The sequence below is a fragment of the Salipiger sp. genome, from assembly GCF_059781815.1.
The window spans coordinates 1-22,944 of sequence record NZ_JBYNAH010000036.1 but is presented as its reverse complement, the minus strand read 5'-3'; the positions used below and the strand labels follow the sequence as shown (position 1 = coordinate 22,944).

23 protein-coding genes are annotated in these 22,944 nt (G+C 66.7%); 19 read left to right on the top strand and 4 right to left on the bottom strand.

The genetic code is table 11. The features are described from left to right. The 7 genes from AC6RA4_RS06245 to AC6RA4_RS06215 form a co-directional block, all read left to right on the top strand. The coding region (locus tag AC6RA4_RS06245; protein WP_500158483.1) for a hypothetical protein at positions 1 to 168 on the top strand (168 nt) is incomplete at its 5' end. Further along, a complete protein-coding gene (locus tag AC6RA4_RS06240; RefSeq protein ID WP_500158473.1) occupies positions 161 to 625 on the top strand; it encodes a chemotaxis protein CheW in 465 nt (154 codons plus the stop codon). The genes AC6RA4_RS06245 and AC6RA4_RS06240, both read left to right, overlap by 8 nt. After that, the gene (locus AC6RA4_RS06235; RefSeq protein WP_500158471.1) at positions 622 to 1,503 is read left to right on the top strand and encodes a CheR family methyltransferase; all 882 of its coding nucleotides are present in this window, start codon (positions 622 to 624) and stop codon (positions 1,501 to 1,503) included. Before AC6RA4_RS06240 ends, AC6RA4_RS06235 begins: the two co-directional genes overlap by 4 nt. After that, a complete protein-coding gene (locus AC6RA4_RS06230; RefSeq protein ID WP_500158469.1) occupies positions 1,500 to 1,886 on the top strand; it encodes a response regulator in 387 nt (128 codons plus the stop codon). Before AC6RA4_RS06235 ends, AC6RA4_RS06230 begins: the two co-directional genes overlap by 4 nt. Before the next feature lies 1 nt (position 1,887). Then, entirely contained in the window at positions 1,888 to 2,244 is a 357-nt protein-coding gene (locus AC6RA4_RS06225) for a DUF8776 family protein (RefSeq protein WP_500158467.1), read from the top strand. 156 nt (positions 2,245 to 2,400) lie between these two features. Further along, positions 2,401 to 3,456 carry a CheB methylesterase domain-containing protein gene (locus tag AC6RA4_RS06220; RefSeq protein ID WP_500158465.1) on the top strand — a complete coding sequence of 352 codons (1,056 nt, stop codon included), beginning with the start codon at positions 2,401 to 2,403 and terminating at the stop codon, positions 3,454 to 3,456. Next, positions 3,453 to 3,977, top strand: a complete 525-nt coding sequence (locus tag AC6RA4_RS06215) for a chemotaxis protein CheD (RefSeq protein ID WP_500158463.1) — start codon at positions 3,453 to 3,455, stop codon at positions 3,975 to 3,977. The genes AC6RA4_RS06220 and AC6RA4_RS06215 overlap by 4 nt, the downstream gene beginning before the upstream one ends. A gap of 238 nt (positions 3,978 to 4,215) precedes the next feature. Here the strand turns inward: AC6RA4_RS06215 and AC6RA4_RS06210 are convergent, their stop codons facing one another. From AC6RA4_RS06210 to AC6RA4_RS06195, 4 genes are all read right to left on the bottom strand, one after another. Beyond that, entirely contained in the window at positions 4,216 to 4,938 is a 723-nt protein-coding gene (locus AC6RA4_RS06210) for a proteasome-type protease (protein WP_500158461.1), read from the bottom strand. An 84-nt stretch (positions 4,939 to 5,022) separates the two neighbouring features. Next, positions 5,023 to 5,853, bottom strand: a complete 831-nt coding sequence (locus tag AC6RA4_RS06205; RefSeq protein WP_500158459.1) for a transglutaminase family protein — start codon at positions 5,851 to 5,853, stop codon at positions 5,023 to 5,025. Next, entirely contained in the window at positions 5,850 to 6,803 is a 954-nt protein-coding gene (locus AC6RA4_RS06200; protein ID WP_500158457.1) for an alpha-E domain-containing protein, read from the bottom strand. Before AC6RA4_RS06200 ends, AC6RA4_RS06205 begins: the two co-directional genes overlap by 4 nt. 7 nt (positions 6,804 to 6,810) lie before the next feature. Next, complete coding sequence (locus AC6RA4_RS06195) at positions 6,811 to 8,235, bottom strand: circularly permuted type 2 ATP-grasp protein (protein WP_500158455.1); 1,425 nt, start codon at positions 8,233 to 8,235, stop codon at positions 6,811 to 6,813. A gap of 469 nt (positions 8,236 to 8,704) precedes the next feature. Between AC6RA4_RS06195 and urtA the strand changes: the two genes are divergently transcribed. From urtA to AC6RA4_RS06135, 12 genes are all read left to right on the top strand, one after another. Then, on the top strand, positions 8,705 to 9,994 hold the full coding sequence (gene urtA / locus AC6RA4_RS06190; RefSeq protein ID WP_500158453.1) for an urea ABC transporter substrate-binding protein: 1,290 nt from the start codon (positions 8,705 to 8,707) through the stop codon (positions 9,992 to 9,994). 95 nt (positions 9,995 to 10,089) lie between these two features. Then, positions 10,090 to 12,054 carry an urea ABC transporter permease subunit UrtB gene (gene urtB / locus AC6RA4_RS06185; protein ID WP_500158451.1) on the top strand — a complete coding sequence of 655 codons (1,965 nt, stop codon included), beginning with the start codon at positions 10,090 to 10,092 and terminating at the stop codon, positions 12,052 to 12,054. A gap of 193 nt (positions 12,055 to 12,247) precedes the next feature. After that, positions 12,248 to 13,486, top strand: coding sequence for an urea ABC transporter permease subunit UrtC (urtC, locus tag AC6RA4_RS06180; RefSeq protein ID WP_500158449.1), 1,239 nt, complete (start codon positions 12,248 to 12,250; stop codon positions 13,484 to 13,486). Further along, the gene (gene urtD, locus AC6RA4_RS06175) at positions 13,483 to 14,223 is read left to right on the top strand and encodes an urea ABC transporter ATP-binding protein UrtD (protein WP_500158447.1); all 741 of its coding nucleotides are present in this window, start codon (positions 13,483 to 13,485) and stop codon (positions 14,221 to 14,223) included. The genes urtC and urtD overlap by 4 nt, the downstream gene beginning before the upstream one ends. A 94-nt stretch (positions 14,224 to 14,317) precedes the next feature. Then, positions 14,318 to 15,013, top strand: coding sequence for an urea ABC transporter ATP-binding subunit UrtE (urtE, locus tag AC6RA4_RS06170; RefSeq protein ID WP_500158445.1), 696 nt, complete (start codon positions 14,318 to 14,320; stop codon positions 15,011 to 15,013). A 256-nt stretch (positions 15,014 to 15,269) separates the two neighbouring features. After that, positions 15,270 to 16,622 (top strand): ABC transporter substrate-binding protein, encoded by a 1,353-nt coding sequence (locus AC6RA4_RS06165; RefSeq protein WP_500158443.1) that lies wholly within the window; start codon positions 15,270 to 15,272, stop codon positions 16,620 to 16,622. Between the two features lie 63 nt (positions 16,623 to 16,685). Further along, complete coding sequence (locus AC6RA4_RS06160; protein WP_500158441.1) at positions 16,686 to 17,927, top strand: carbohydrate ABC transporter permease; 1,242 nt, start codon at positions 16,686 to 16,688, stop codon at positions 17,925 to 17,927. A gap of 106 nt (positions 17,928 to 18,033) precedes the next feature. After that, positions 18,034 to 19,257: a carbohydrate ABC transporter permease gene (locus tag AC6RA4_RS06155; RefSeq protein ID WP_500158439.1), complete on the top strand. Its 1,224-nt coding sequence runs from the start codon at positions 18,034 to 18,036 to the stop codon at positions 19,255 to 19,257. 2 nt (positions 19,258 to 19,259) lie between these two features. Continuing rightward, entirely contained in the window at positions 19,260 to 20,486 is a 1,227-nt protein-coding gene (locus AC6RA4_RS06150; protein WP_500158437.1) for an MGH1-like glycoside hydrolase domain-containing protein, read from the top strand. A gap of 11 nt (positions 20,487 to 20,497) precedes the next feature. After that, entirely contained in the window at positions 20,498 to 21,523 is a 1,026-nt protein-coding gene (locus AC6RA4_RS06145; RefSeq protein ID WP_500158435.1) for an ABC transporter ATP-binding protein, read from the top strand. Between the two features lie 130 nt (positions 21,524 to 21,653). Then, a complete protein-coding gene (gene crcB / locus AC6RA4_RS06140) occupies positions 21,654 to 22,031 on the top strand; it encodes a fluoride efflux transporter CrcB (protein ID WP_500158433.1) in 378 nt (125 codons plus the stop codon). Next, the coding region (locus tag AC6RA4_RS06135; RefSeq protein ID WP_500158431.1) for an RluA family pseudouridine synthase at positions 22,028 to 22,944 on the top strand (917 nt) is incomplete at its 3' end. The genes crcB and AC6RA4_RS06135, both read left to right, overlap by 4 nt.

The window sequence follows — 22,944 nt, the reverse complement described above, 5'->3', positions numbered from 1 at the left end:
AGCCTCGAAAGCAATTACGGCGCCATCGCCGGCGTCTCGGCCGCGACGATCCTCGGCGATGGCAAGATCGCGCTGATCCTCGATCCGGACGAACTCGTGAAACTCACCCCGGCGGCCGTCTTCCTGCCGCCTGCCTCATCCCCCAGACCGGAGCTGCGCCATGCTTGACGTCACCGAGGCCCCCACCGAGGCCCAGTTCGAATTCATCACCTTTTCCGCCGGGGATCAGAGCTTCTGCCTCGAGATCACCCAGATCCGCGAAATCCGCCGCTGGACCCCGGTCACCAAGCTGCCGCACACCCCCGAAGATGTGCTCGGCGTCATGAACCTGCGCGGCGCGGTGATTCCGATTTTTGACCTCTCGGCCCGGTTCGGTCTGGGCGAAACCATCGACAACGAGCGCAACGTCGTCATCGTCGCCGCCGGCGGTGGCACCACCATCGGACTGCTGGTCGAGTCGGTGTCGGAAATCCTCTCGGTGGCGAAATCCGCCATACAGGAAACACCCGATATCAAATCCGAAGCCGCCCGCCAGGCAATCCTCGGGGTGATCTCTGTCGGGGAGAACATGGTCAGAGTCGTCAATCTCGACGCGGTGCTCGATAATAACGGGGGCGCCGTATGATCTCTGCGGCAACGGAGAGCGGGTCTGGCGACGTCCGCTTTACTGACGAAGATTTCAGGTCTCTTGCCCGGCTCGCCCATGCGGAATTCGGCCTCGCCCTGGCCGAGAGCAAGAAGCCATTGGTGTATTCACGCATCGCACGTCGCCTTCGCGCCCGCAATATCGACGATTTCGCCAGCTACATGGCACTGCTCCAGACCCCTGCGGAGGCAGACGAGCGGCTCGAGTTGATTTCTGCGCTGACGACGAACGTGACGAGCTTCTTTCGTGAGAAACATCACTTCCAGACCCTCCGTGAGAGTCTCGGGCCGCAACTAGCCACCCAGCCGAGAATCCGGATCTGGTCGGCGGGGTGTTCCTCCGGGCAAGAGCCTTTTTCGATTGCGATGACCCTGCTCGACACCCTGCCGGACGCGAGTCTTCGCAACGCCCGGATTCTCGCCACCGACATCGATCCCGCGATGATCCGACGCGCCACATCGGCGCGCTATCCGATCGAGGATCTGTCGACGATCCCCTCAGCCTTGCAAGGCACCGGAACGCGCCCCTGCCCGGAAGACCCCGCGAACTTCGAAATCGCCGATCCACTGAGGCGGATGATCTCGTTCGCCGAATTGAACCTGATTGAGCCATGGCCCTTTCACGGCCCGTTCGACGCGATCTTCTGCCGCAATGTCGCGATCTATTTCGACCAGGACACGCAGCGCCGCCTCTGGTCCCGCTTCACCGCCCTCCTCCGCGATGGCGGCTTTCTCTTCATCGGGCATTCCGAACGGGTTTCGGGCCCGGCGTTGGACAACCTGCAGACCGCCGGGGTCACCACCTATCGCAAGACCACCGCCCCCTGCCCGCCACCGCCCCATAGGAGACAAGTATGAGCCTGAAGGACTCCCTGCGCATCATGGTGGTCGACGACATGGCGACGAGCCGCGGCCTGATCACCCAGGCGCTCGACGAGATCGGAATCAAGAACTACCTGACCGAAAACGACGGCCAGCAGGCGCTCGCGCGCCTGTCAGCCAATCCCGTCCATCTCGTGCTGTCGGATTACAACATGCCGAATATGGACGGGCTCGGCCTGCTGCAGGCGGTGCGTCAGAACAAGGCGACGCAGCGCATGGGCTTCATCCTGGTCACGGGAAAGCCCACTCCCGACATGGTCGCGGCGGCGAAGAAATGGGGCCTCAACAATATGATCAAGAAACCCTTCACCTCGCTTGCGATGAAGCAATGCATTGAAAGCGTGGTGGGAAAGCTTTGAGATGACCCAAGGTTCAATCCGGCTGTCTCCGAGCGAGGCCATGCGCATGCTCTCGGACGAGATCCGCCACCTCCACCACCGGATCGAGAGGCTCGAACATGGGATCGAGCATGTTTATGCCTCGGATGGCGAGCGTCTCGGCACCGTCGCCGTCACGGCCCTGCAAGAGCTCGATATGCTCGCGCAATCCACAGAGGCGCTCGCCGCCTACTCGGAAAAGCTCTCCCACCGGCTGGAGGACAGCGCCGAGATCGACCTGACGCGCGAACTGTCGGCCATTCCGCTGCGCGCGCTCGGTCGGCGCCTCAGCGGCATAACACAGGATGACCTTGTCGCGAACGCACCCGAGCTCTTCTAGAAGCGCCCGGCCAGGGCCTGCCGCGGCGACGCGACCACAGCCGCGGCGGGAGAGCGCAGGGAGCCAATGCGGCCACACCCGCCGCGCCGCCAGACCGAACGCGCCGCCACCAGGGCCCGACGGCCGCCCGTCGCGCCTTATCCGAAAGGGCCCAAGATGGATCCCATCTCGCTCATCATCGCCATACCAGACCGCGCCCGCCGCAGGCGGATTGCGCAGCGCATCGAAGCCTCTCCGCTCATCAACGTGCTGGCGGAAACCGCAGACCTGATGACGACCTATGCCGAGGTCGAAGACCGACAGCCGATGGCCGTGATCATCGACGGCAGCTTGGCGCGGGCGCCGGAGTTCGAGGTGATGCGGGCACTATTCGCGGCGCTCGACGTGCGCTGGATCGTGATCTCGGACGCGCCCGATACCGGCAGCCGCGTCGCGGCCTCGCCCTGGGGCCGGACCTCGGACCTCTTTGCCGTGCCCGCCGACATCGCCGCCGAACCCTTGATCGATCACCTGCGCAGCGTGACCCGCACCGCCCGCCGTGCCGCGGCAACCTCCGCGCCGAGGACGCCCGCGCCTGCGAGGGCGGAGGAGGCCCGCGACCGCAGGCGCAGCAACCGGTTCATCCTGATCGGTGCCTCGACCGGCGGGGTCGACGCACTGCTCACCGTGCTCGCCGCCTTCCCGGCCGATTGCCCGCCGACCTTCATCGTCCAGCATACCGGCGGGGGCTTTGGCGAGAGCCTGACCCGTCTGCTCGACCGGCAATGTCAGGCCCGGGTGCGTCCGGCCCGCGACAATGACCGGGTCACTCATGGCGAGATCGTGCTCGCCGCCGGAAGCCGCGCGCATATGCGGCTGGCAGGTGGCAAACCGATGCGCATCACCTTGCAGCCCGGCGCGCCGATCTCGGGCCACATGCCCTCGGTGGATGCGATGTTCGCCTCCGCCGTGCCCGGCGCGAAACGCGTGGTTGCGGCACTGCTGACCGGCATGGGCCGCGATGGCGCGACCGGGCTCAAGGCGCTGCGCGACGCCGGCGCCACCACCTTCGCGCAGGACGAAGCCACCAGCACCGTCTACGGCATGCCGCGTGCTGCAATGGAAATCGGGGCGGCGATGCGGTCCCTGCCCCTGCCCCGGATCGGGCCGGAACTTCTGAAGGCCTGCCGCGCCGCACCGGAAGACACAAACCAGAGGATGGCGACACGATGACCACGGGCGAAAAAATGGTGAACGTCGTGCAGGGGGAGTACCACATCTCGGGCGATCCCGACTGCGTCATGTCGACGGTGCTTGGCAGTTGCGCGGCGGTCTGCCTGACCGACCCGTCACAGAGGATCGGTGGCATGAACCATTTTCTGCTGCCGCACCGCGCCGGGCGCGCGGGAGAGGACGTGCGCTACGGGGCCTATTCGATGGAACTGCTCATCAACGGGCTGCTGAAACGCGGCGCGCGCAAGAATCGCATGGTCGCCAAGCTGTTCGGCGGCGCCAAGATGCTGACCCAACTGCGCGACATCGGCGATTCCAACGTCGCCTTCGCGCGCGAGTTTCTCCAGAACGAGGGCATCCCCATCGCCTCCGAGAGCACGGGCGGCAACGCCGCCCGCCGCATCCGGTTCTGGCCGGCGGACGGGCGGGTCAAGCAGTTCATCGTCCCGGGCGCGGTGGAACGGGTCGCGCCCCCGGCCCCTCCGCCCGCGCCCGCGGTCGGCGAGATCACCCTGTTCTGAGATGTCGTATCATCGGCCCCTTTCCGCGCGCGACCCGACGGACCCGGCCACTCTGGCTTGGAACGCAAACTGCGATTGCCCGCAAACCGCCAGCGCCAATCCACGAGGCGGAAAATTCCGCACAGGCCTGCTCTGCGCCGCCCGCCGGCGCAGCGGCACGAGCCGGGAGCGTTCGGGAATGATTTCGGACCACAGGGCGCGCCAGCCGGAAAGGATCCGCGTGGCCGCCAAGGCGCCCTTAGAGCGGATCGATTTCCTGAAACGCGTTGCGCAGCGCCTCGGACCAGGCGGCGCTCATGCGGGCAAAGCCCTCGTCATCAGCCTCGATGCGACGGGTACGGCCGATCTCGAGCGCATTGGCCTCGATCACCGCAAAATCGAGCGGCATGCCGACGCTGAGATTCGAACGCAGCGTCGAATCCATCGACAGAAGCACCGCCTTTTCCGCATCCGCGAGCGAGGTGCCGGGCTCGATCACCCGATCGAGGATCGGCTTTCCGTACTTATGTTCGCCGATCTGCAGGAACGGCGTGTCGGCGGTGGCCTCGATGAAATTGCCCTCGGGGTAGATCAGGAACATCCGCATCGGGCCGCCCTTGCGCTGTCCGGCGACGATCATGGAGGCGGTGGCGTTCTGGCTCATCCGCTCCATCTTGGCAGAGACTTCCGAGGTCACGTCCGACAGCGTTGCGCCGACGATCTCGGCTACCTGCAGCATCGTCGGGGCGCGCAGGATCGACCGGTCGTTGTCGGGCTCTTCGTTGGCGTCGGTGAGGCGCGCCATGGCGGTCTGGGTTATCGACAGCGAGCCGGCGGTCATGATGCCGATGGCGCGCTCGCCCGGCTGCTCGAACAGGAACATCTTGCGATAGGTGGCGATGTTGTCGAGACCCGCGTTGGTGCGCGTGTCCGACAGCAGGACAATGCCCGCGTCGAGCAGCAATCCCACGCAATAGGTCATGACCGAATCCCCTGGAGGCACCGTGCCCCGCATGGCGTCATACTGCCGATACGGGGTCCGGGCAATGGCGACGCATCCGCGTGGTTACTGTTGCTGTTGCTGGCCGTTGGCCACCACCACCTCGACTTCGAGATGCTCTTCCGGCGTGCTGCCCTGCACCACGCCGCGGATCGGTGCCGCGTCCTGCGCGTCATAGCCCGAGCCCAAGCGAATGTAGCGCTCGTCCGGGCAGCAGCGGTTGGCGGCGTCAAAACCGACCCAGCCCAGCTCCGGCACGAAGAGCTCGGCCCAGGCATGGCTGGCCTCGTGCTGCTGGCCGTCCTCGTCGGCCTGCAGATAGCCGGTGACATAGCGCGCGGGGATGCCCGCTGCGTGAGCCACGGCGATCAGCGCATGGGCGTGATCCTGACACACCCCCTTGCCGCCCGACAGCGCCTCGGCGGCGGTGGTGTGGGCCTTGGTCTCGCCCGGCGCATATTCGATCGCCTCGGTCACCGCCTTGGCAAGCGCATGGGCACGGTCGAGATCGCTGGCGCCTGCCATGCCCTCGAGGGCCGAGGCCGAAAGATCCTTGAGATCCTGATCGGGGCGCACGTGCCGCGTGGACCGCAGGTAGAGCGACGCCGGCCCCTTCTCGCGGTGGTCGCGCAGCACCCCGAACAGATCGACGGTCTCGACCTCGCCGATCACCTCGACGGTCAGGCTCTCGAGCGGGCCGCGCCAGCTCGCCAGCGCGGTGCGGTCGCCCGCCCCGTCGGTGAACTCGGCGCCGCGCATCGCGCCTTCGGTCTTCACCTCCCAGGACAGCACCTTCTGCGAGGCGCAATCCGCCGGCCAAAGCCGCAGCGACTGCACCACGCCGCGCACCGGGTGGTCGAACCTGTAGCGGGTCGTGTGTCTGACACTCAGTTTCATGCCGGTATCCCGTGAAGATAGACGTCCTGAACCGTGTTCGCGAGCCCGGCGTTGCGGGCCATGAAGCGCCCGAGGAACTCGTGCAGGCCCTCGTCGAAGATATCGTCGACAGTCAGGTTGAGCAGGTCGTCGAGCAGCTGGTGCGCCGCCTCCTGCGCGCGCGAACCGGTTTGGTAATTCTCGGCAATGTTGTCGAGATGGTCGCAGGTCCACTGCACGCAGGACAGCAGCGAGCGCGGGAACTTGCGGTTGAGGATCAGCAAGTGGGCGATCTTCTGCGCAGTGATCTCGCCGGTATAGGTCCAGTTGAAGGCGCGCTGCGCGGTCATCGATTGCAGGAGCAGCGCCCATTGGCTCTGGTCGAGCCCCGATCCCACATAGGACAGCGACGGCAGCAGCACGTAGTATTTCACGTCGATCAGCCGGGCGGTGTTGTCGGCGCGCTCGATGGCGGTGCCGATGCCCATGAAATCGTAGCCGTCATTGCGCAGCTGCGTGGCCTGCATGCAGCCCTTCACGAGGAAGCAGTTGCGCATGGTCCAGTCGGTCAGCTCGCTCGTCATCAGCTTGCTGCGCTCGACGCGCTGCAGCTGCTTGAGCTCCTGATAGGCGCCGTTCAGCGCATCCCAGACCGGCGAGGTCAGCGCGGTGCGCACCACCCGGCCGTTCTCGCGCGCGGCGTTGATGCAGGACAGCACCGAGGACGGATTGTCGGAATCGAAGAACAGGTAGGTCTCGATGTTGCGCTGGTTGGGCTCGCCATATTTGTCGAGGAAGGGCTCGAGCGCGCCCTTGGCCTGAAGCACGGCCTCCCAGTCGTTGCGATAGCCGCCCGAGGGATCGGGCAGCAGCGCGTTGCGGGCGCCCACCTCGAGCAGGCGGCCGGTGGTTTCCGCCCGCTCAAGGTAGCGGGCCATCCAGTAAAGGTGATCTGCGGTACGGCTCAGCATGGTCTTCTTACTCCGCCAGGACCCAGGTGTCTTTCACCCCGCCGCCCTGCGACGAGTTCACCACCAGCGACCCTTCGGTCAGCGCCACGCGGGTCAGCCCCCCGGGCACCAGTTCGATCTTTTCCCCCACGAGGCAGTAGGGCCGCAGGTCCACGTGGCGCGGCGCGATCCCCTCTTCCACGAAGGTCGGGCAGGCCGAGAGCGCCAACGTCGGCTGCGCGATGTAGTTCTCGGGCTTGGCGCGGATCTTGGCCTCGAAGGCCTCGATGGTGGATTTGTCCGCCTTGGGCCCCACCAGCATACCGTAACCGCCCGAGCCGTGCACCTCCTTCACCACCAGCTCCGGCAGGTGTTCGAGCACGTATTTGCAATCGTCCTTCTTGGCGCATTGCCAGGTCGGCACGTTCTCGAGCACCGGCTCCTCGCCAAGGTAGAAGCGCACCATCTCGGGCACGTAGGTGTAGATCGCCTTGTCGTCGGCCACGCCCGCACCCGGCGCCGAGCAGATCGTCACCCCGCCCGAGCGGTAGACGTTCATCAGCCCCGGCACGCCCAGCATCGAGTCAGGGCGGAAACACAGCGGGTCGAGGAAGCTGTCGTCGATCCGGCGATAGATCACGTCGACCTTCTTGGGGCCCTCGGTGGTCTTCATCCAGACGAAATCGCCCTCGACAAAAAGATCCTGCCCCTCGACCAGCTCGACACCCATCAGGTCGGCGAGGAAGGAATGCTCGTAATAGGCCGAGTTGAACTGGCCCGGCGTCAGGATCACAATATTGGGCTCGTTCTGGCATTTCTTCGGCGCCACCGAGCCCAGCGTCTTCTTCAGCAGCCCGGCATAGCCGTCGACCGGCGCGATGCGGTTCTCCATGAAGAGCTGCGGGAACATGCGCATCATGATCTCGCGGTTCTGCAGCATGTAGCTGACGCCCGAGGGCGTGCGGCAGTTGTCCTCGAGCACGTAGAACTGATCGGGGCCGGTGCGCACGAGGTCGACGCCGACGATGTGGCTGAACACCCCGCCCGGCGGCATGAAGCCGATCGCCGCCTTCTCGTAGGCCTCGTTATTGGTCACCAGATGCTCGGGAATGCGGCCGGCGCGGATGATCTCGCGGCGGCCATAGACATCGCAGAGAAACGCGTTGAGCGCGGCGGCACGCTGGCGGATGCCGCGGTCGAGCTTGCGCCATTCCGAGGCGGTCAGCACGCGCGGGAACATGTCGAACGGGATCAGCCGCTCCGGGTCGCCGCCCTCGCCGTAAACCGCGAAGGTGATGCCGACGCGGCGGAACAGGTCCTCGGCTTCCGATTGTTTCAGGCTGCGAAGCTCGGCGGGCATCGACCGATACCACTGCTCGAGGTTCTGGTAGGCGGCACGGACGTCCGCGCCGTTCATCATCTCATTGAAGATCGGGGCTTGCTTGGCGCTCATTGTCTTCCCTTCGCTCTGCGCCTCAACGTCCAACTAATCTGCATCAAGTGAAAGGCCTCGGGTAAAGTTTTTTGTCCAGTTTGCCTTTTCACGCCCAAATCTTGAGCGGAAGCGGATTCGTCGTTTTGCATAGGATAACCACCAAAACGCATGGATGACCCTATTTTGACGCAATTTTCCGCACATTAATTATGCAAACGCAAGGAATTTCGCACACAAATTAGCCCGACACCCCCGGCCGGGAAACGCTGGGGCAAATTGACGTGGCGACCGGGAAACCCGCGGCTAAGCAGTTAGCGCGCTTCGATCGGAGCGCGAACAACGGGGATGTCACGGCGGCAAGAGGCCCAAGCCCGAAGCCCGCCCTGGCTAACAAAAACGAAGCGGCGAGCAGTCAATTTCTGCTCCGCCCGGCGATGCGTCGGGCGGGTATGGGAGGATCGCGCCGCGCACAAGGGAAGTGACCTTTATGATCAAGACATTGAAACTCTCGGGTGTGGCCGCCGCGGCTCTGATCGCCGCCGGTGCCGCCAACGCCCAGGATGTGGAATGCCCCATCAAGGTGGGCGTTCTGCACTCCCTGTCCGGCACCATGGCGATCTCGGAGACCACTCTGAAAGACACCATGCTGATGCTGATCGAAAAGCAGAACGCCGATGGCGGCCTGCTCGGCTGCCAGCTCGAAGCCGTGGTCAAGGATCCGGCCTCCGACTGGCCGCTCTTCGCCGAAAAGGCCCGCGAGCTGATCTCGAACGACGAGGTCGACGTGACCTTCGGCTCCTGGACCTCGGCCAGCCGCAAGGCCGTGCTGCCGGTTCTCGAAGAGCTGAACGCGCTCTACTTCTACCCCGTCCAGTACGAGGGTGAGGAAAGCTCGAAGAACGTGTTCTACACCGGCGCCGCCCCGAACCAGCAGGCGATCCCGGCCACCGACTATTTCCTCGACGAGCTTGGCGTCGAGAAGTTCGCCCTGCTCGGCACCGACTACGTCTACCCGCGCACCACGAACAACATCCTCGAGTCCTACCTCAAGTCGAAGGGCATCGCCGAGGAAGACATCTTCGTCAATTACACCCCCTTCGGTCACTCCGACTGGTCGACCATCGTCTCCGACGTTGTCGCACTGGGCGAGGACGGCAAGCAGGTCGGCGTGATCTCGACGATCAACGGCGACGCCAACATTGGCTTCTACAAGGAGCTCGCGGCGCAGGGCATCTCTGCCGACGACATCCCCGTCGTGGCCTTCTCGGTCGGCGAGGAAGAGCTCTCGGGCCTCGACACGTCGAACCTCGTCGGCCACCTCGCCGCGTGGAACTACTTCATGACCGCCGAGTCGGAAGCCAATGACGAGTTCATCGCCGCATGGCACGAGTTCATCGGCGACGAGGCCCGCGTGACCAACGACCCGATGGAAGCCCACTACATCGGCTTCAACATGTGGGTGAACGCGGTCGAAGCCGCCGGCACCACCGATGTCGACGCCGTGCGCGAAGCGATGTGGGGCCAGGAGTTCCCGAACCTGACCGGCGGCACCGCCGTGATGGGCGTGAACCACCACCTCTCCAAGCCGGTGCTGATCGGCGAGATCCGTGCCGACGGCATGTTCGACATCATCTCCTCGACCGAGCCGGTCCCGGGCGATGCATGGACCGACTACCTGCCGGAATCCGCTCCGCTGAAGTCGGACTGGAAGGAGCTCGAGTGCGGCATGTACAACACCGAGACCTCGACCTGCGTCCAGCTCAAGTCGAACTACTGATCTGACGCTCTGATCAAGATCGCGGCGGGCGCCCTTACTCGGCGCCCGCCGCCCGAATTTCTCCGAATTCCCAAGACCTTTCGCAAAGGCTGCCCATGCTGCGCGCGCTCTTCCTCGCCCTCGCGCTGATCCTCGGCCTGTGCCTGCCCGCCTCCCGGGCCGTCGCGCAGGATGCCGGACAGGATCTGCAGGCGATCCTCCAGACCCACGCCGAGGAGGTCGCCAAGCCCGGCCGCCGCAGCGTCGGCACGGTGATCGACGACCTCACCGCCTCCGGCCTGCCCGGCGTGCCGCTGTTCCTCGAACGTTGGGCCGACCGCAGCGTCTATCAGCGCAGCAGCGACGGGCTGTTCTATTACGCCGAGAAGCAGGGCGACGCGTATGCGCTCTCCGACATCGCCACCGGTGAAGACGCCGGCACCGCGCCGGCTTCCGAGATGACCGAGATCCGCCCCAATGGCGGCGTGCGCCGGGTGATCGGTACCGCGCTGGTGCAGTTCCAGCTCTCCGATCCCGACATCGCCCGCCGCACCGCCGCGCTCGACGCGATCTCGCGCAGCCCCGAGGCCGACCAGCTCGAGCCGCTGCGCAACTCGATCGAGGGCGAGACCGATGCCGGGCTGCTGGCCCGCAAGGAGCGCCTCGTGGGCATGCTCGCGGCGCGCTACGGCGACACGCAAGAGGCGCGCATTGCCGCCATCGCGGCGCTCTCCGATGCCATCGCCGTCGATGTGCGCGCGGTGCTGAACCAGATCCTGACCACCCGGCCCGGGGTCGCCGCCGAGCTGCCCGAGGGCGCCAATATCGCCCGCACCCTCACCCCCGGCGACGAGCTGACCGAGGCCGAGGCCTATGCCCAGCTGGTCGAGGCCGGGCTCGCCCCCGCCGCCCAGACGCCGGCCCAGATCAAGGCCGCGCTGACCGAGAATATCGACGGCGGCAGCGTCGGCGGCATCCCCATCGGCCAGCTCGCCACCGAGACCGGGCGCGACCGCGCCTACGCGGCGCTCGCCGAGGCCGGCACCGTGCCGCCGCTGGTCACCGAGGACGACATCGAGACCGCCCTCGCCTCGCACGTGTTCTACGAAGAATATACCGAGAGCGACGCCGCGATCACCGATGCCGCCCGCGAAGCACTCGACGAGATCGAGACCCGCGTGGCGCTGAACCAGGCGCTGGATCTCGGGCTCGACGCGCTGTCGCTGGCCTCGATCTACTTCCTCGCCGCCATCGGTCTGGCCATCACCTTCGGGGTGATGGGCGTGATCAACATGGCCCATGGCGAGTTCATCATGATGGGCGCCTATACCGGCTACGTGGTGCAGCAGATCATCCCCGATTACACCCTGAGCCTGATCGTGGCGCTGCCGCTGGCCTTCGCGGTGACCTTCGGGGCCGGCGTGGCGATGGAGCGGCTGGTGATCCGCTGGCTCTACCACCGCCCTCTCGAGACCCTGCTTGCCACTTTCGGTATCTCCATCGCGCTGCAGCAGCTGGCGAAGAACATCTTCGGCACGCAGGCGCGGCCCCTGACCTCGCCCTCCTGGCTCGACGGCGCCTGGGTGATCAACGACGTGGTCTCGATCGCCAATATCCGCATCGCGATCTTCGTGCTGGCGCTGATCTTCCTCGGGCTGATCCTCTTCGTGCTGAACAAGACAAGGCTCGGGCTCGAGGTCCGCGCGGTGACGCAGAACCCGGGCATGGCCGCTTCGATGGGCATCAACCCCGACAAGATCAACATGCTGACCTTCGGCCTCGGCTCCGGCATCGCCGGCATCGCCGGGGTCGCCATCGGGCTCTATGCCAAGGTCACCTCCGAGATGGGCGCCGACTACATCGTGCAGAGCTTCATGACCGTGGTCGTGGGCGGCGTCGGCAATGTCTGGGGCACGCTCGCCGGCGCCGGGCTGATCGGCATCCTCCAGAAGGGCATCGAGTTCTTCAACCCGTCCAACACGCTGGCGGCGCAGACCTACATGATCCTCTTCATCATCCTGTTCATCCAGTTCCGCCCCAAGGGCATCGTCGCCCTCAAGGGCCGCGCGGCGGGAGATTGATCATGCCCGCACCAGCCCCGAAAACCGCGCCCGGCCGCAGAGTCCGGCCTGCCTCCGGCGGGGATATTTGCAGCCAGAAGAAGCTGCAGGCCGCGCTCTTGTCTTCTTCTGGCCGAAAATATCCCGGGGGTAAGCGCGCCCCGGCGCGCGAAGGGGGCAGCGCCCCCTCCCTGACCAGCGAAAGGGCCCTCGCATGACCCGAACCTTCCTGACGCAGAACCGCTCGGTGTTCTGGTTCCTGCTGGCGCTGGGGATCTTCGCCCTGATCGTCACCGTGCTCTCGGAGGCCGCCGGCAACGGCATGATCTCGACGAGCTTCGTCAAGACGCTGGGCAAGACGCTTTGCCTGATGCTGGTGGCCGTGGCGATGGACGTGGTCTGGGGCTACACCGGCATTCTCAGTCTCGGCCACATGGCGTTCTTCGGGCTCGGCGGCTACATGATCGGCATGTGGCTGATGTATGCCCGCACCGAGATCATCGTCACCGAGAGCCTGCTCGCCGCCGCCATCCCGCCGACCCCGCAGGAGATCCACGACGCCATCGGCACGCAGATCTTCGGCGTCGTCGGCAGCTCGGAATTCCCCGCCATCTGGATCTTTGCCCACAGCTTCTGGCTGCAGATCGCCATGGTGGTGCTGGTGCCGGGGCTGCTGGCGCTGGTCTTCGGCTGGCTCGCCTTCCGCAGCCGGGTCACCGGGGTGTATCTCTCGATCCTGACCCAGGCGATGACGCTGGCGCTGTCGCTCTACCTGTTCCAGAACGAAAGCGGTCTGCGCGGCAATAACGGCCTTTCCGGCCTGCAGAACCTGCCCGGGCTCGACGACGTGCCGCAGGCGACGCTGTCGATCGCCTTCTTCTGGGCCTCGGCCGTAGCGCTGGGTCTGGGCTACGTGCTCTTTGCCTGGGTCACCTCGGGCAAGTTCGGCTCGGTGATCCGCGGCATCCGCGACAACGAGAGCCGGGTGCGCTTCCTCGGATACCATGTCGAGGGCTACAAGCTCTTCGTCTTCACCCTGACCGGCATCGTCGCTGGCATCGCCGGCGCGCTCTACTACCCGCAGGCCGGCATCATCAACCCCAACGAGATCGCCCCCATCGCCTCGATCTACCTCGCGGTCTGGGTCGCCATCGGCGGGCGCGGCCGGCTCTACGGCGCGGCGCTCGGCGCGGCCTTCGTGTCGCTGCTGTCGAGCTGGTTCACCTCCGGCGGTGTGCCCTCGGTGCCGCTTGGCTTCTATACCATCCAGTGGACCGACTGGTGGCTGGTGCTGCTGGGCGTGAGCTTCGTCGCGGTCACGCTGCTGGCGCCCAAGGGCATCGGCGGGCTGTTCGATCTCGTCACCACGCGCCACCCGGTGCCCGAGCGGGTCGGCGATTTCGGCCCCGACAAGGGCGCGCGCCGCACCGTCGAGGGGGAGGAAGAGAAATGAAGACGCTTCTCGAGATGTCCGGCGTGTCGGTGAGCTTCGACGGGTTCAAGGCGATCAACAACCTGAGCTTCCGCATCGGCGAGCCCGAGCTGCGCGCCATCATCGGCCCCAACGGCGCCGGCAAGACCACCTTCATGGACATCATCACCGGCAAGACCCGGCCCGACGAGGGCACCGTGGTCTATGGCGAGAAATCGATCTCGCTGCTGAAAATGTCGGAAAGCCAGATCGCCATGGCCGGCGTCGGGCGGAAGTTCCAGAAACCGACCGTCTTCGAGGCCCAGACCGTGCGCGAGAACCTTGCCATGGCGCTGAAGAACAAGCGCGGGCCGTTCGACGTGCTGCTCTACCGCAAGACCAGGCGCGGCGCCGAGCGCATCGAGGAGCTGGCCGAGATCATCGGCCTGACCGACGCCCTGCCCCGCGTCGCCGGTGAGCTGAGCCACGGCCAGAAGCAATGGCTCGAGATCGGCATGCTCTTGGCGCAGGATCCGCGCCTGCTGCTGGTCGACGAGCCCGCCGCCGGCATGACGCCGGCCGAGCGCGAGCACACCACCGACCTTCTCAAGCGCGCCGCCGAGAAGCACGCGGTGGTCGTCGTCGAGCACGACATGGAGTTCATCCGCCGGCTCGATTGCCGCGTGACGGTGCTCTGCGAGGGCTCGGTGCTGGCCGAGGGCTCGCTCGATCACGTGACCTCGAACCCCGAGGTCATCGAAGTCTATCTCGGGCGCTGAACGTGGCGCCCGCCAGATCCACTCGCAGCGCTCCGCAATCCTCGCGTGAGACCATCGCGGAGCGCCCCGGACCCGGACGGGCAGGAGACAGAACATGCTGAGCGTCGAGAACCTCACCCTGCATTACGGCCAGAGCCAGATCCTGCACGGCATCTCGCTCAGTGCCGAGCCCGGCAAGGTCACCGCGGTGACCGGCACCAATGGCGTGGGCAAGACCTCGCTTCTGAAGGCCATCGCCGGGCGCCACCCCTATTCGGGCGGCACGATCACGCTCGACGGCAAGCCGCTCAACCACCTGACCGCCTTTCAGGCCGGCCGCGCCGGCATCGCCTACGTGCCGCAGGGGCGCGAGGTGTTCCCGCTGCTGACCGTGCAGGAGAACCTCGAGACCGGCTTCGCCTGCCTGCCGCGCTCCGAGCACAAGGTGCCCGAGCACATTTTCGAGCTGTTCCCGATCCTCAAGGACTTCCTGCATCGCCGCGGCGGCGACCTGTCGGGCGGGCAGCAGCAGCAGCTCGCCATCGCGCGGGCGCTGATTTCGCGGCCGCGGGTGCTGCTGCTCGACGAGCCGACCGAAGGCATCCAGCCCAACATCATCCAGCAGATCGGCCGGGTGATCTCGCAGCTGCGCGACCAGGGCGACATGGCGATCATCCTCGTGGAGCAGTACTTCGACTTCATGTGGGGGCTGGCCGACAGCTTCGTCGCGGTGACCCGAGGCGAAGTGGCACTCTCCGGTAGAGCGGGCGAGATTGACCGCGAGGCACTGTTGGCGAAGGTCTCGATCTGACGGTTTATCGCTAACTTGCTGCGGCGCGGCGGATTTTTCCCTTGCCCAAATCGCTTTGAAGGCCAATTCTCCCGCACGGGAGAGTTGTTTGCATGCGACCATCGGCAAACAGAAACAGAGGCGAGATGACGCCCGCGCAGACCCGCGCGGCGCTATTTGGCCAACCCATCCGTGATTTGAATTTCCGCCGCCGCCCGGCCCCGGGCGGCGCGCCCGTTGCTTTACCGATTATCTTGCCCTTTCACAGGAGGACCCCATGACATCCATGCGCAAACCGCTGCTCGGCAGCGTCGCGATGGCCCTGGCGCTGAGCGCCGGCGCCGCCGGGGCGGAGACCATCCGCTTCTGGACCACCGAGGAGCAGCCAGAGCGCCTCGCGCGGCAGGAGACCATGGCGCAGGAATTCGGCGAGGCCTCGGGCCACACCGTCGAGGTGATCCCGGTGACCGAGAGCGAGCTCGGCACCCGCGCCACCGCCGCCTATGCCGCAGGCGACCTGCCCGACGTCATCTATCACCCGCTGGCGCTGGCCCTGCCCTGGGCCGAAGCGGGCATTCTCGATCCCGACGCGGTCACCGACGTGATCGAAGAGCTTGGCCCCGAGACCTTTGCCTCGGGCGCGCTCGAGATGGCGCGCTTCGACGAGGGCAGCTGGGCCTCGGTGCCCGCCGATGGCTGGACCCAGATGATCGTCTACCGCGCCGACCTCTTCGAGGAGGCCGGGCTCGAGCCGCCGACCTCCTACGCCGCGGTCGAGACCGCGCTCGAGGCGCTGCACAACCCGCCCGAGATGTATGGCTTCGTCGCCGCCACCAAGGTGGACGAATCGTTCATGAGCCAGGTGCTCGAGCATGTCTTCCTCGCCAATGGCGTCTCGCCGGTGGGCGCGGACGGCTTCGCGCCGCTCGATGAGGCCGCCACCACCGAGGTGCTGGAGTTCTACAAGAAGATCGCCGACGCCTCGCCTCCGGGCGATCTCTACTGGGACCAGTCGCGCACGCTCTACTTCTCGGGCAACGCCGCGATGATCATCTGGTCTCCCTTCATCCTCGACGAGCTGGCCGGACTGCGCGACAGCGCCCCGCCCACCATCAATGATGACCCGACCTCGACCGAGCTGGCCTCGAAAACCGGCATCGTGACCAACTTCTCCGGCCCGTCGAACCCCGATGGCGCCGCCTGGGCCTCGATCAACATGTTCGGCATCACCGGCGACGCGCAGACCGACGCCGCCATCGAGTTCGTGAAATACTCGATGGACGAAGGCTATGTCGACACGCTGGCCATCGCGCCCGAGGGCAAGTTCCCGATCCGCCGCGGCACCGCCGACGATCCCGAGGCCTTCGTCGATGCCTGGTCCGAGCTGCCGGTGGGCGTCGACCGCAAGGCGGCTCTGAGCGATCTCTACCCGCAGGAGATGATCGACGAGATCGTCGCGGGGCTTGATGTCGCGCAGCGCTGGGGCGTCGAGGACGGCCAGCTTGCGCTGGCCTCGAAGATGATCGGCAGCCAGGCGCTCAACCGTGTGGTGCGCGAGTATATCGACGGCCAGATCGACGCCAGCGCGGCGGTCGAAAAGCTCAACAGCGAGCTCAGCGCCATCCAGTAAGGCGCCCCCGCCCTCCCCGGCGCGCCGCCGGAGAGGGCACCATTTGCGAAGAACGAGGGCGAGATGACCGACGCCACCCCTCCCATTGGCACCGGCCCGCTGGCGAAGCGCGAGGCGCGGCTGGCCTGGGGCCTGCTGTTCCCGACGCTGGCGGCGGTGTCGCTGGTGGTGATCCTGCCGCTGCTGGCGGTGTTCTGGATCAGCTTCAAGCCCGTGACGCTGGCCGACCTGCGCCCGCCGACACCGATCGTGCGCGAGGATATCCGCGGCGATCTCGAGGCGCCGGGTGACGAGGCCACGCTGCGCTACCGGCTGCGCAACTCCTCGCAGGATCAGCCGATCCTCGGGGTGACGCTGAGCGATGCCTGGCCCGAGGGGCTCGAGGCCGGCGAGCTCGACCCGGCTTGCGCCATCGCGGACGGCCGGCTGGAGTGCGATTTCGGCGATTGGGAGGGTGGCCAGCGCGTCACCCTGCAGATCCCGGTGACCGCCACCGAGACCTATCTCGCGGGCCCCTCGGCCACCGACAGCGCGCCCGAGATGAGCGGCAGCGCCACCAACGTGCTGACCAGCTTCGAGTTCACCGCCGAGAACTTCGTCCGCGTCTTCGACGGCGACGAGTTCTGGTCGGTGTTGGGGGTGACGCTGTTCTACACCATCTTCGGCACGCTGGGCGCGCTGGTGATGGGGCTGTTTGCCGCCATGCTGCTCAACAAGTCCTTCAAGGGACAGGGCATCCTGCGGGGCCTGTACCTCTTTCCCTATGTCGCCCCGGTGATCGCGGTGGCCTTCGCCTGGATCCTGCTCTTCGATCCGTTCTCCGGCTCGGCCAACGCGCTGCTTTTGCAGATGGGCGTGACCACGCAGGCGATCAATTTCTTCGGTGAGCGGCCGCTGGCGCTGATCATGGTGACGCTGTTCGAGATCTGGCGCTATTTCCCGCTCAGCTTCCTGTTCATCCTGGCGCGGATGCAGTCGATCGATCACGACATGTACGAGGCCGCCGACATGGACGGTGCCTCGCCGTTCCAGAAATTCTGGTACCTGTCGCTTCCGCAGCTTTTGGGCATCCTGTCGGTGCTGTTCCTGCTGCGCTTCATCTGGACCTTCAACAAGTTCGACGACATCTTCCTGCTGACGGGGGGCAACGCCGGCACGCGGGTGCTGACGGTGAACGTCTACGAGCAGGCCTTTGCGCTGTCGAATATCGGCGCGGGGGCGGCGGTGGCAGTGGTGATCTTCTGCTGCCTGCTGCTGTTCTCGGTGTTCTTCTTCCGGGTGATGAGCCGGGAGGAAGGGCTGTGAGCGCGGCGCAGACGGCGAGGGAGTTGAGGGGCGCTGCCCCTCTGCCGCCCGGGGGGCGGCATTCACCCCGAGGTATTTTTGAACCAGAGAAGATCAGGGGGGCGGCATGAAACTCCTGCGGCATGGATATCTGACCGGGCCCATTTTGGGCGCGCTGTGGTCGCTGGTGGTGGCCACCACCGTGGCGGTGGCGATGAGCCTGTTCACCGGCGACGCCTTCCGTCCGACGCTCTGGGGCGGGCTGATCGCCGGTATCGCGCTGGGGCTGGCCTGCCTGCGCTTCGGCGGGCGGCAGCGGCTGGAGGTGGCGCTGGCGGTGGCGCTCGCTCTGCTGGCGCTGAGCGCGCTGGCGGGCATCGGGCCGCTCGAGATCGGCGCGGGCAGCGCGCCGCTGGCCGCCTGGACCGGGCGTGTCGCGACGGTGGGCTTCACCGGGCTCGGGCTCTGGCTGATCCTCGAGGAGCTGCGCCCGGGCGAGATCACCCGGCACGAGTTCGAAGAGGCGGTGATCCGCTTCCTCACCGGCTTTGGCTACATCTTCTTCACCGCGATCGTGCTGATCCCGTTCTACGTCATGGTGATGACCAGCCTGAAGAACCAGTCCGAGCTGATGGCCAACCCGCTCGACTTCACCATCGACCTGAGCCGCGGCGCCGAGCTCTTCCGCAGCTATTCCGAGCTGATGACGCAGTATAGTTTTGGCCGCTACCTCTGGACCAGCTTCTACGTCTCGGTGCTGACCGTGCTGATCACGCTGGCCTTCGCCATTCCCGGCGCCTACGCGGTGGCGCGGCTGCGCTTCAAGGGACAGGCGCTGTTCTCGCGCTCGATCCTGCTGATCTACATGGTGCCGATGATCGTTCTGGCGCTGCCGATCTACATCGCGTTTTCCATGACCGGGCTGCGCAACACCATCTTCGGCATCGTGATGATCTACCCGGTGACCACCATTCCCGTGGCGCTCTACATGCTGCAGGGCTATTTCCGCGGCCTGCCGGCGGAGATCGAGGAGGCCGGGCTGATGGACGGGCTGAGCCGGCTCAAGGTGATCTGGCAGATCACCCTGCCGCTGTCGCTGCCGGCGCTGGCGAGCGTCTCGCTCTACGTCTTCATGATCGCGTGGAACGAGTTCTTGCTGGCCTTCATGCTGCTCGACGATCCGTCGAAATACACCCTGACCCGCGGCATCGCCTCGCTGAACTCCTCCGAGGTGCCGCGCCAGCACCTGATGGCGGGCTCGGTGATCGCCACGGTGCCGATCATGGTGCTGTTTCTCGGGCTCGAGCGCTTCATGACCAAGGGGCTCACCGCCGGGTCGGTGAAGGGATGACGATGCGCGACGATCAGGCCCGCGCCATCCTGCGCGGCAACGACCGGGGCGCCTACACCGTGCCCACCGACATGCTCTACCCGTTCCAGTGGAACTGGGACAGCGCCTTTGCCGCCTGGGGTTTCTCCACCTTCGACAGCGACCGCGCCTGGCGCGAGTTCGAGACGCTTTTCGCCGCGCAATGGGCGGATGGCATGGTGCCGCACATGGTGTTCCATGACGAAGCCCCCGGCTATTTCCCCGGCCCCGATGTCTGGGGGGCGGGCGGCGAGGTGCCGACCTCGGGGATCAGCCAGCCACCCGTCGCGGCCACGCTCATGCGCGCGGTCTGGGAGGCCGAGCCGGAGGCGGGCACCGCGCGGCTGCGGGCGCTCTACCCCAAGCTCGTCGCCTGGCACCGCTGGTGGATGCAGACCCGCTGCGCCAGCGGCGCGGTGGCGGTGTGCCACCCGTGGGAATCGGGGCGCGACAACTGCCCCGACTGGGACGTGGGCCTCGCCAATGTCGACGGCTCCGGCGCCGGCGACTATGCGCGGCGCGACGAGGCGGAGGTCGACGGCGCGCAGCGCCCGACCAAGCTCGAATACGACCGCTACCTCGCGCTGGTGCGCTTCGGCAAGGAGTGCGGCTGGGACCAGCAGACCATCGTCGCGCACTGCCCCTTCCTGATGACCGATCCCGGCATCACCTTCATCCTGATCCGCGCCCATGACGATCTCGCCGCCCTCGGCCGGGCGCTGGGAGAGGATGTGCGCGAGATCGAGGGCTGGGCGGCGCAGCTCCGCCAGGGCGTTCAGACGCTCTGGAACCCGGAGCTGCAGAGCTATGACGCCAAGGACCTGCGCAGCGGCGCATGGGCCGGGGTGATCGGCTCGGGCGCCCTGCTGTGCTGGCTGGCGCGCTGCGAGACGCCGGGGATGGAGGCGCATCTCGCCCGCATGTGGGACGCGGTGACCTACGGCCTGCCCTCGTCGGACCCGGAGGCGCCGAGCTTCGAGCGCAAGCGCTACTGGCGCGGGCCGGTCTGGCCGCAGATGAACGCGCTGATCGCGCTCGGACTGCTAAGCGCCGGGCGCGACTGGGACGAGGCGCGGCTGCGCGAGGAGACCGCCGCGCTGATCGAGCGCGCGGGCTTCCGCGAATATTTCGACCCGCTGGATGCCGCCCCCTGCGGCGGCGACAATTTCACCTGGACCGCCGCGGTGTGGCTGGCCTGGGCCGGAAGGTAAGGACGACAGACATGGCAAGCATCGAACTCAAGGCCGTCGAGAAATGGTACGGCGAGGCGCAGGTCATCAAGGGCGTGGATCTCGCCATCGAGGAGGGCGAGTTCGTGATCTTCGTCGGGCCTTCCGGCTGCGGCAAGTCCACCCTGCTGCGGATGATCGCCGGGCTGGAAGAGACCTCGCGCGGGCAGATCCTGATCGGCGGCCGCGACGCCACCGCCGAGCCCCCCGCGCGGCGCGGCCTCGCGATGGTGTTCCAGAGCTACGCGCTCTATCCCCACATGTCGGTGCGCGAGAACATGGGCTTCTCGCTCAAGGCCGCGGGGGTTGCGAAATCCGAGATGGACGCCAAGGTCGACGAGGCGGCCCGCGTGCTGAAACTCGAGCCGCTGCTCGACCGCCGGCCCAAGGACCTCTCGGGCGGCCAGCGCCAACGCGTGGCCATCGGCCGCTCGATCGTGCGCGATCCCACCGCCTTCCTGTTCGATGAGCCGCTGTCGAACCTCGATGCCGCGCTGCGCGTCGAGATGCGCTACGAGATCGCCAAGCTGCACCAGACGCTGGATGCGACGATGATCTACGTCACCCACGACCAGGTCGAGGCGATGACCCTGGCCGACCGCATCGTGGTGCTGGAAGCCGGCCGCGTCAGCCAGGTCGGCTCCCCACGCGAACTCTACGAGCGCCCGGGCAACCTCTTCGTGGCGCAGTTCATCGGCTCGCCCAAGATGAACGTCTTCCCCGCCGCCACCGCCGGACTGACCCTCGACGCCCCCCTGCCCTCCGAGGCCGAGCATTTCGGCATCCGCCCCGAGCACATCACCCTCGGCGCGCCCGGAAGCGGCCAGATCGACGGCACCGTGGACGTGATGGAATATCTCGGCGCCGACACCTACGTGATCGCCGATTGCGGCGCCGCCGGAAAGCTCACCGTGCGCACCCATGGCGACACAGGCCTCAAGCCGGGCCAGCCCTGCGGCCTGATCTTCGAGCCCGGACAGACCCATCTCTTCGACGCCGCGGGCCTCGCGCTGCGCTGACCCCGCGCGCGGCCCCACCCTTCTCTGGTTCGAAAATACCTCGGGGGAGTCCGCGCCCCGCGCGGACGGGGGCAGCGCCCCCGAACGGCCCGACCTTGACAAGCGGGCCGCCGCAGGACACATCGCGCCCATGTTTTACACGCTTCTACAGGTCGCCGCGGGCGGCGCACTGGGTGCCAGCGGGCGCTATCTCACCGGCGTCGGCATGACCGCGCTGCTGGGGCGCGGCTACCCGTGGGGTACGCTGACGGTCAATGTCGTCGGCTCGTTCCTGATGGGCGTGTTCGTCGTGGTGCTGGCGAATATCTCCGCCACCCGCTTCGCTCCCTTTCTCACCATCGGCTTTCTCGGCGGCTTCACCACCTTCTCGAGCTTCTCGCTCGACGTGGTGACGCTCTACGAGCGCGGCGAGGTCGTCCTTGCCGCCATCTATGTCGCCGCGTCGCTGGTGCTCTCCATTGCCGCGCTCTTCGCCGGCCTCTTCCTGACCCGGAGTATCTTCGCATGAGCCGCGTGCAGACCATCACCGTGGGCCCCGGCGACGGCGACCAGCGCCTTGACCGCTGGCTCAAGCGCCATTTTCCGCATCTCCAGCAGGGCCGCATCGAGAAGATGTGCCGCAAGGGCGAGCTGCGCGTCGATGGCGGCCGCTGCAAGGCCGCGACCCGCCTCGAGGTCGGCCAGCAGGTGCGCGTCCCGCCCCTGCCCGAACCCGACGAGGCGGCGGCCGCCGCGGCCAAGCCGCGCGAGCCCAAGGTCAGCGAGGCCGATGCCAAGCTGATCCGCGACGCGGTGATCTACCGCGACGATTACATCATCGCGCTCAACAAGCCCCCGGGCCTGCCGGTGCAGGGCGGCAGCAAGCAGGAGCGCCATGTCGACGGGCTCTCCGAGGCGCTGCGCTTCGACTATGACGAGAAGCCGCGCCTGGTGCACCGGCTCGACAAGGACACCTCCGGCGTGCTGCTTCTGGCCCGCACCCGCGAGATCGCGCAGGCGCTCACCGCCGCGATCCGCCACAAGCAGACCCGCAAGATCTACTGGGCCGTGGTCGCCGGCGTTCCGACGCCCTACCTGGGCGAGATCCGCTACGGGCTCGTCAAGGCCCCCGGCCATGGCAAGTCCGGCGAGGGCGAAAAGATGATCTGCGTGCACCCGCGCGAGATGGACCGCACCCCCGGCGCCAAACGCGCCCACACGCTCTATGCCACGCTCTACCGCGTCGCGGGCCGGGCCTCGTGGGTGGCGCTCGAGCCGATCACCGGCCGCACCCACCAGCTGCGCGCCCACATGGCCGAGATCGGCCACCCGATCATCGGCGACGGCAAGTATGGCGGCTCGGGTCAGGAGAACCTCGGCGATGGCTGGGGCGCCCAGCTCGGCGGCGTGATCTCCAAGAAGCTGCACCTGCACGCCCGCTC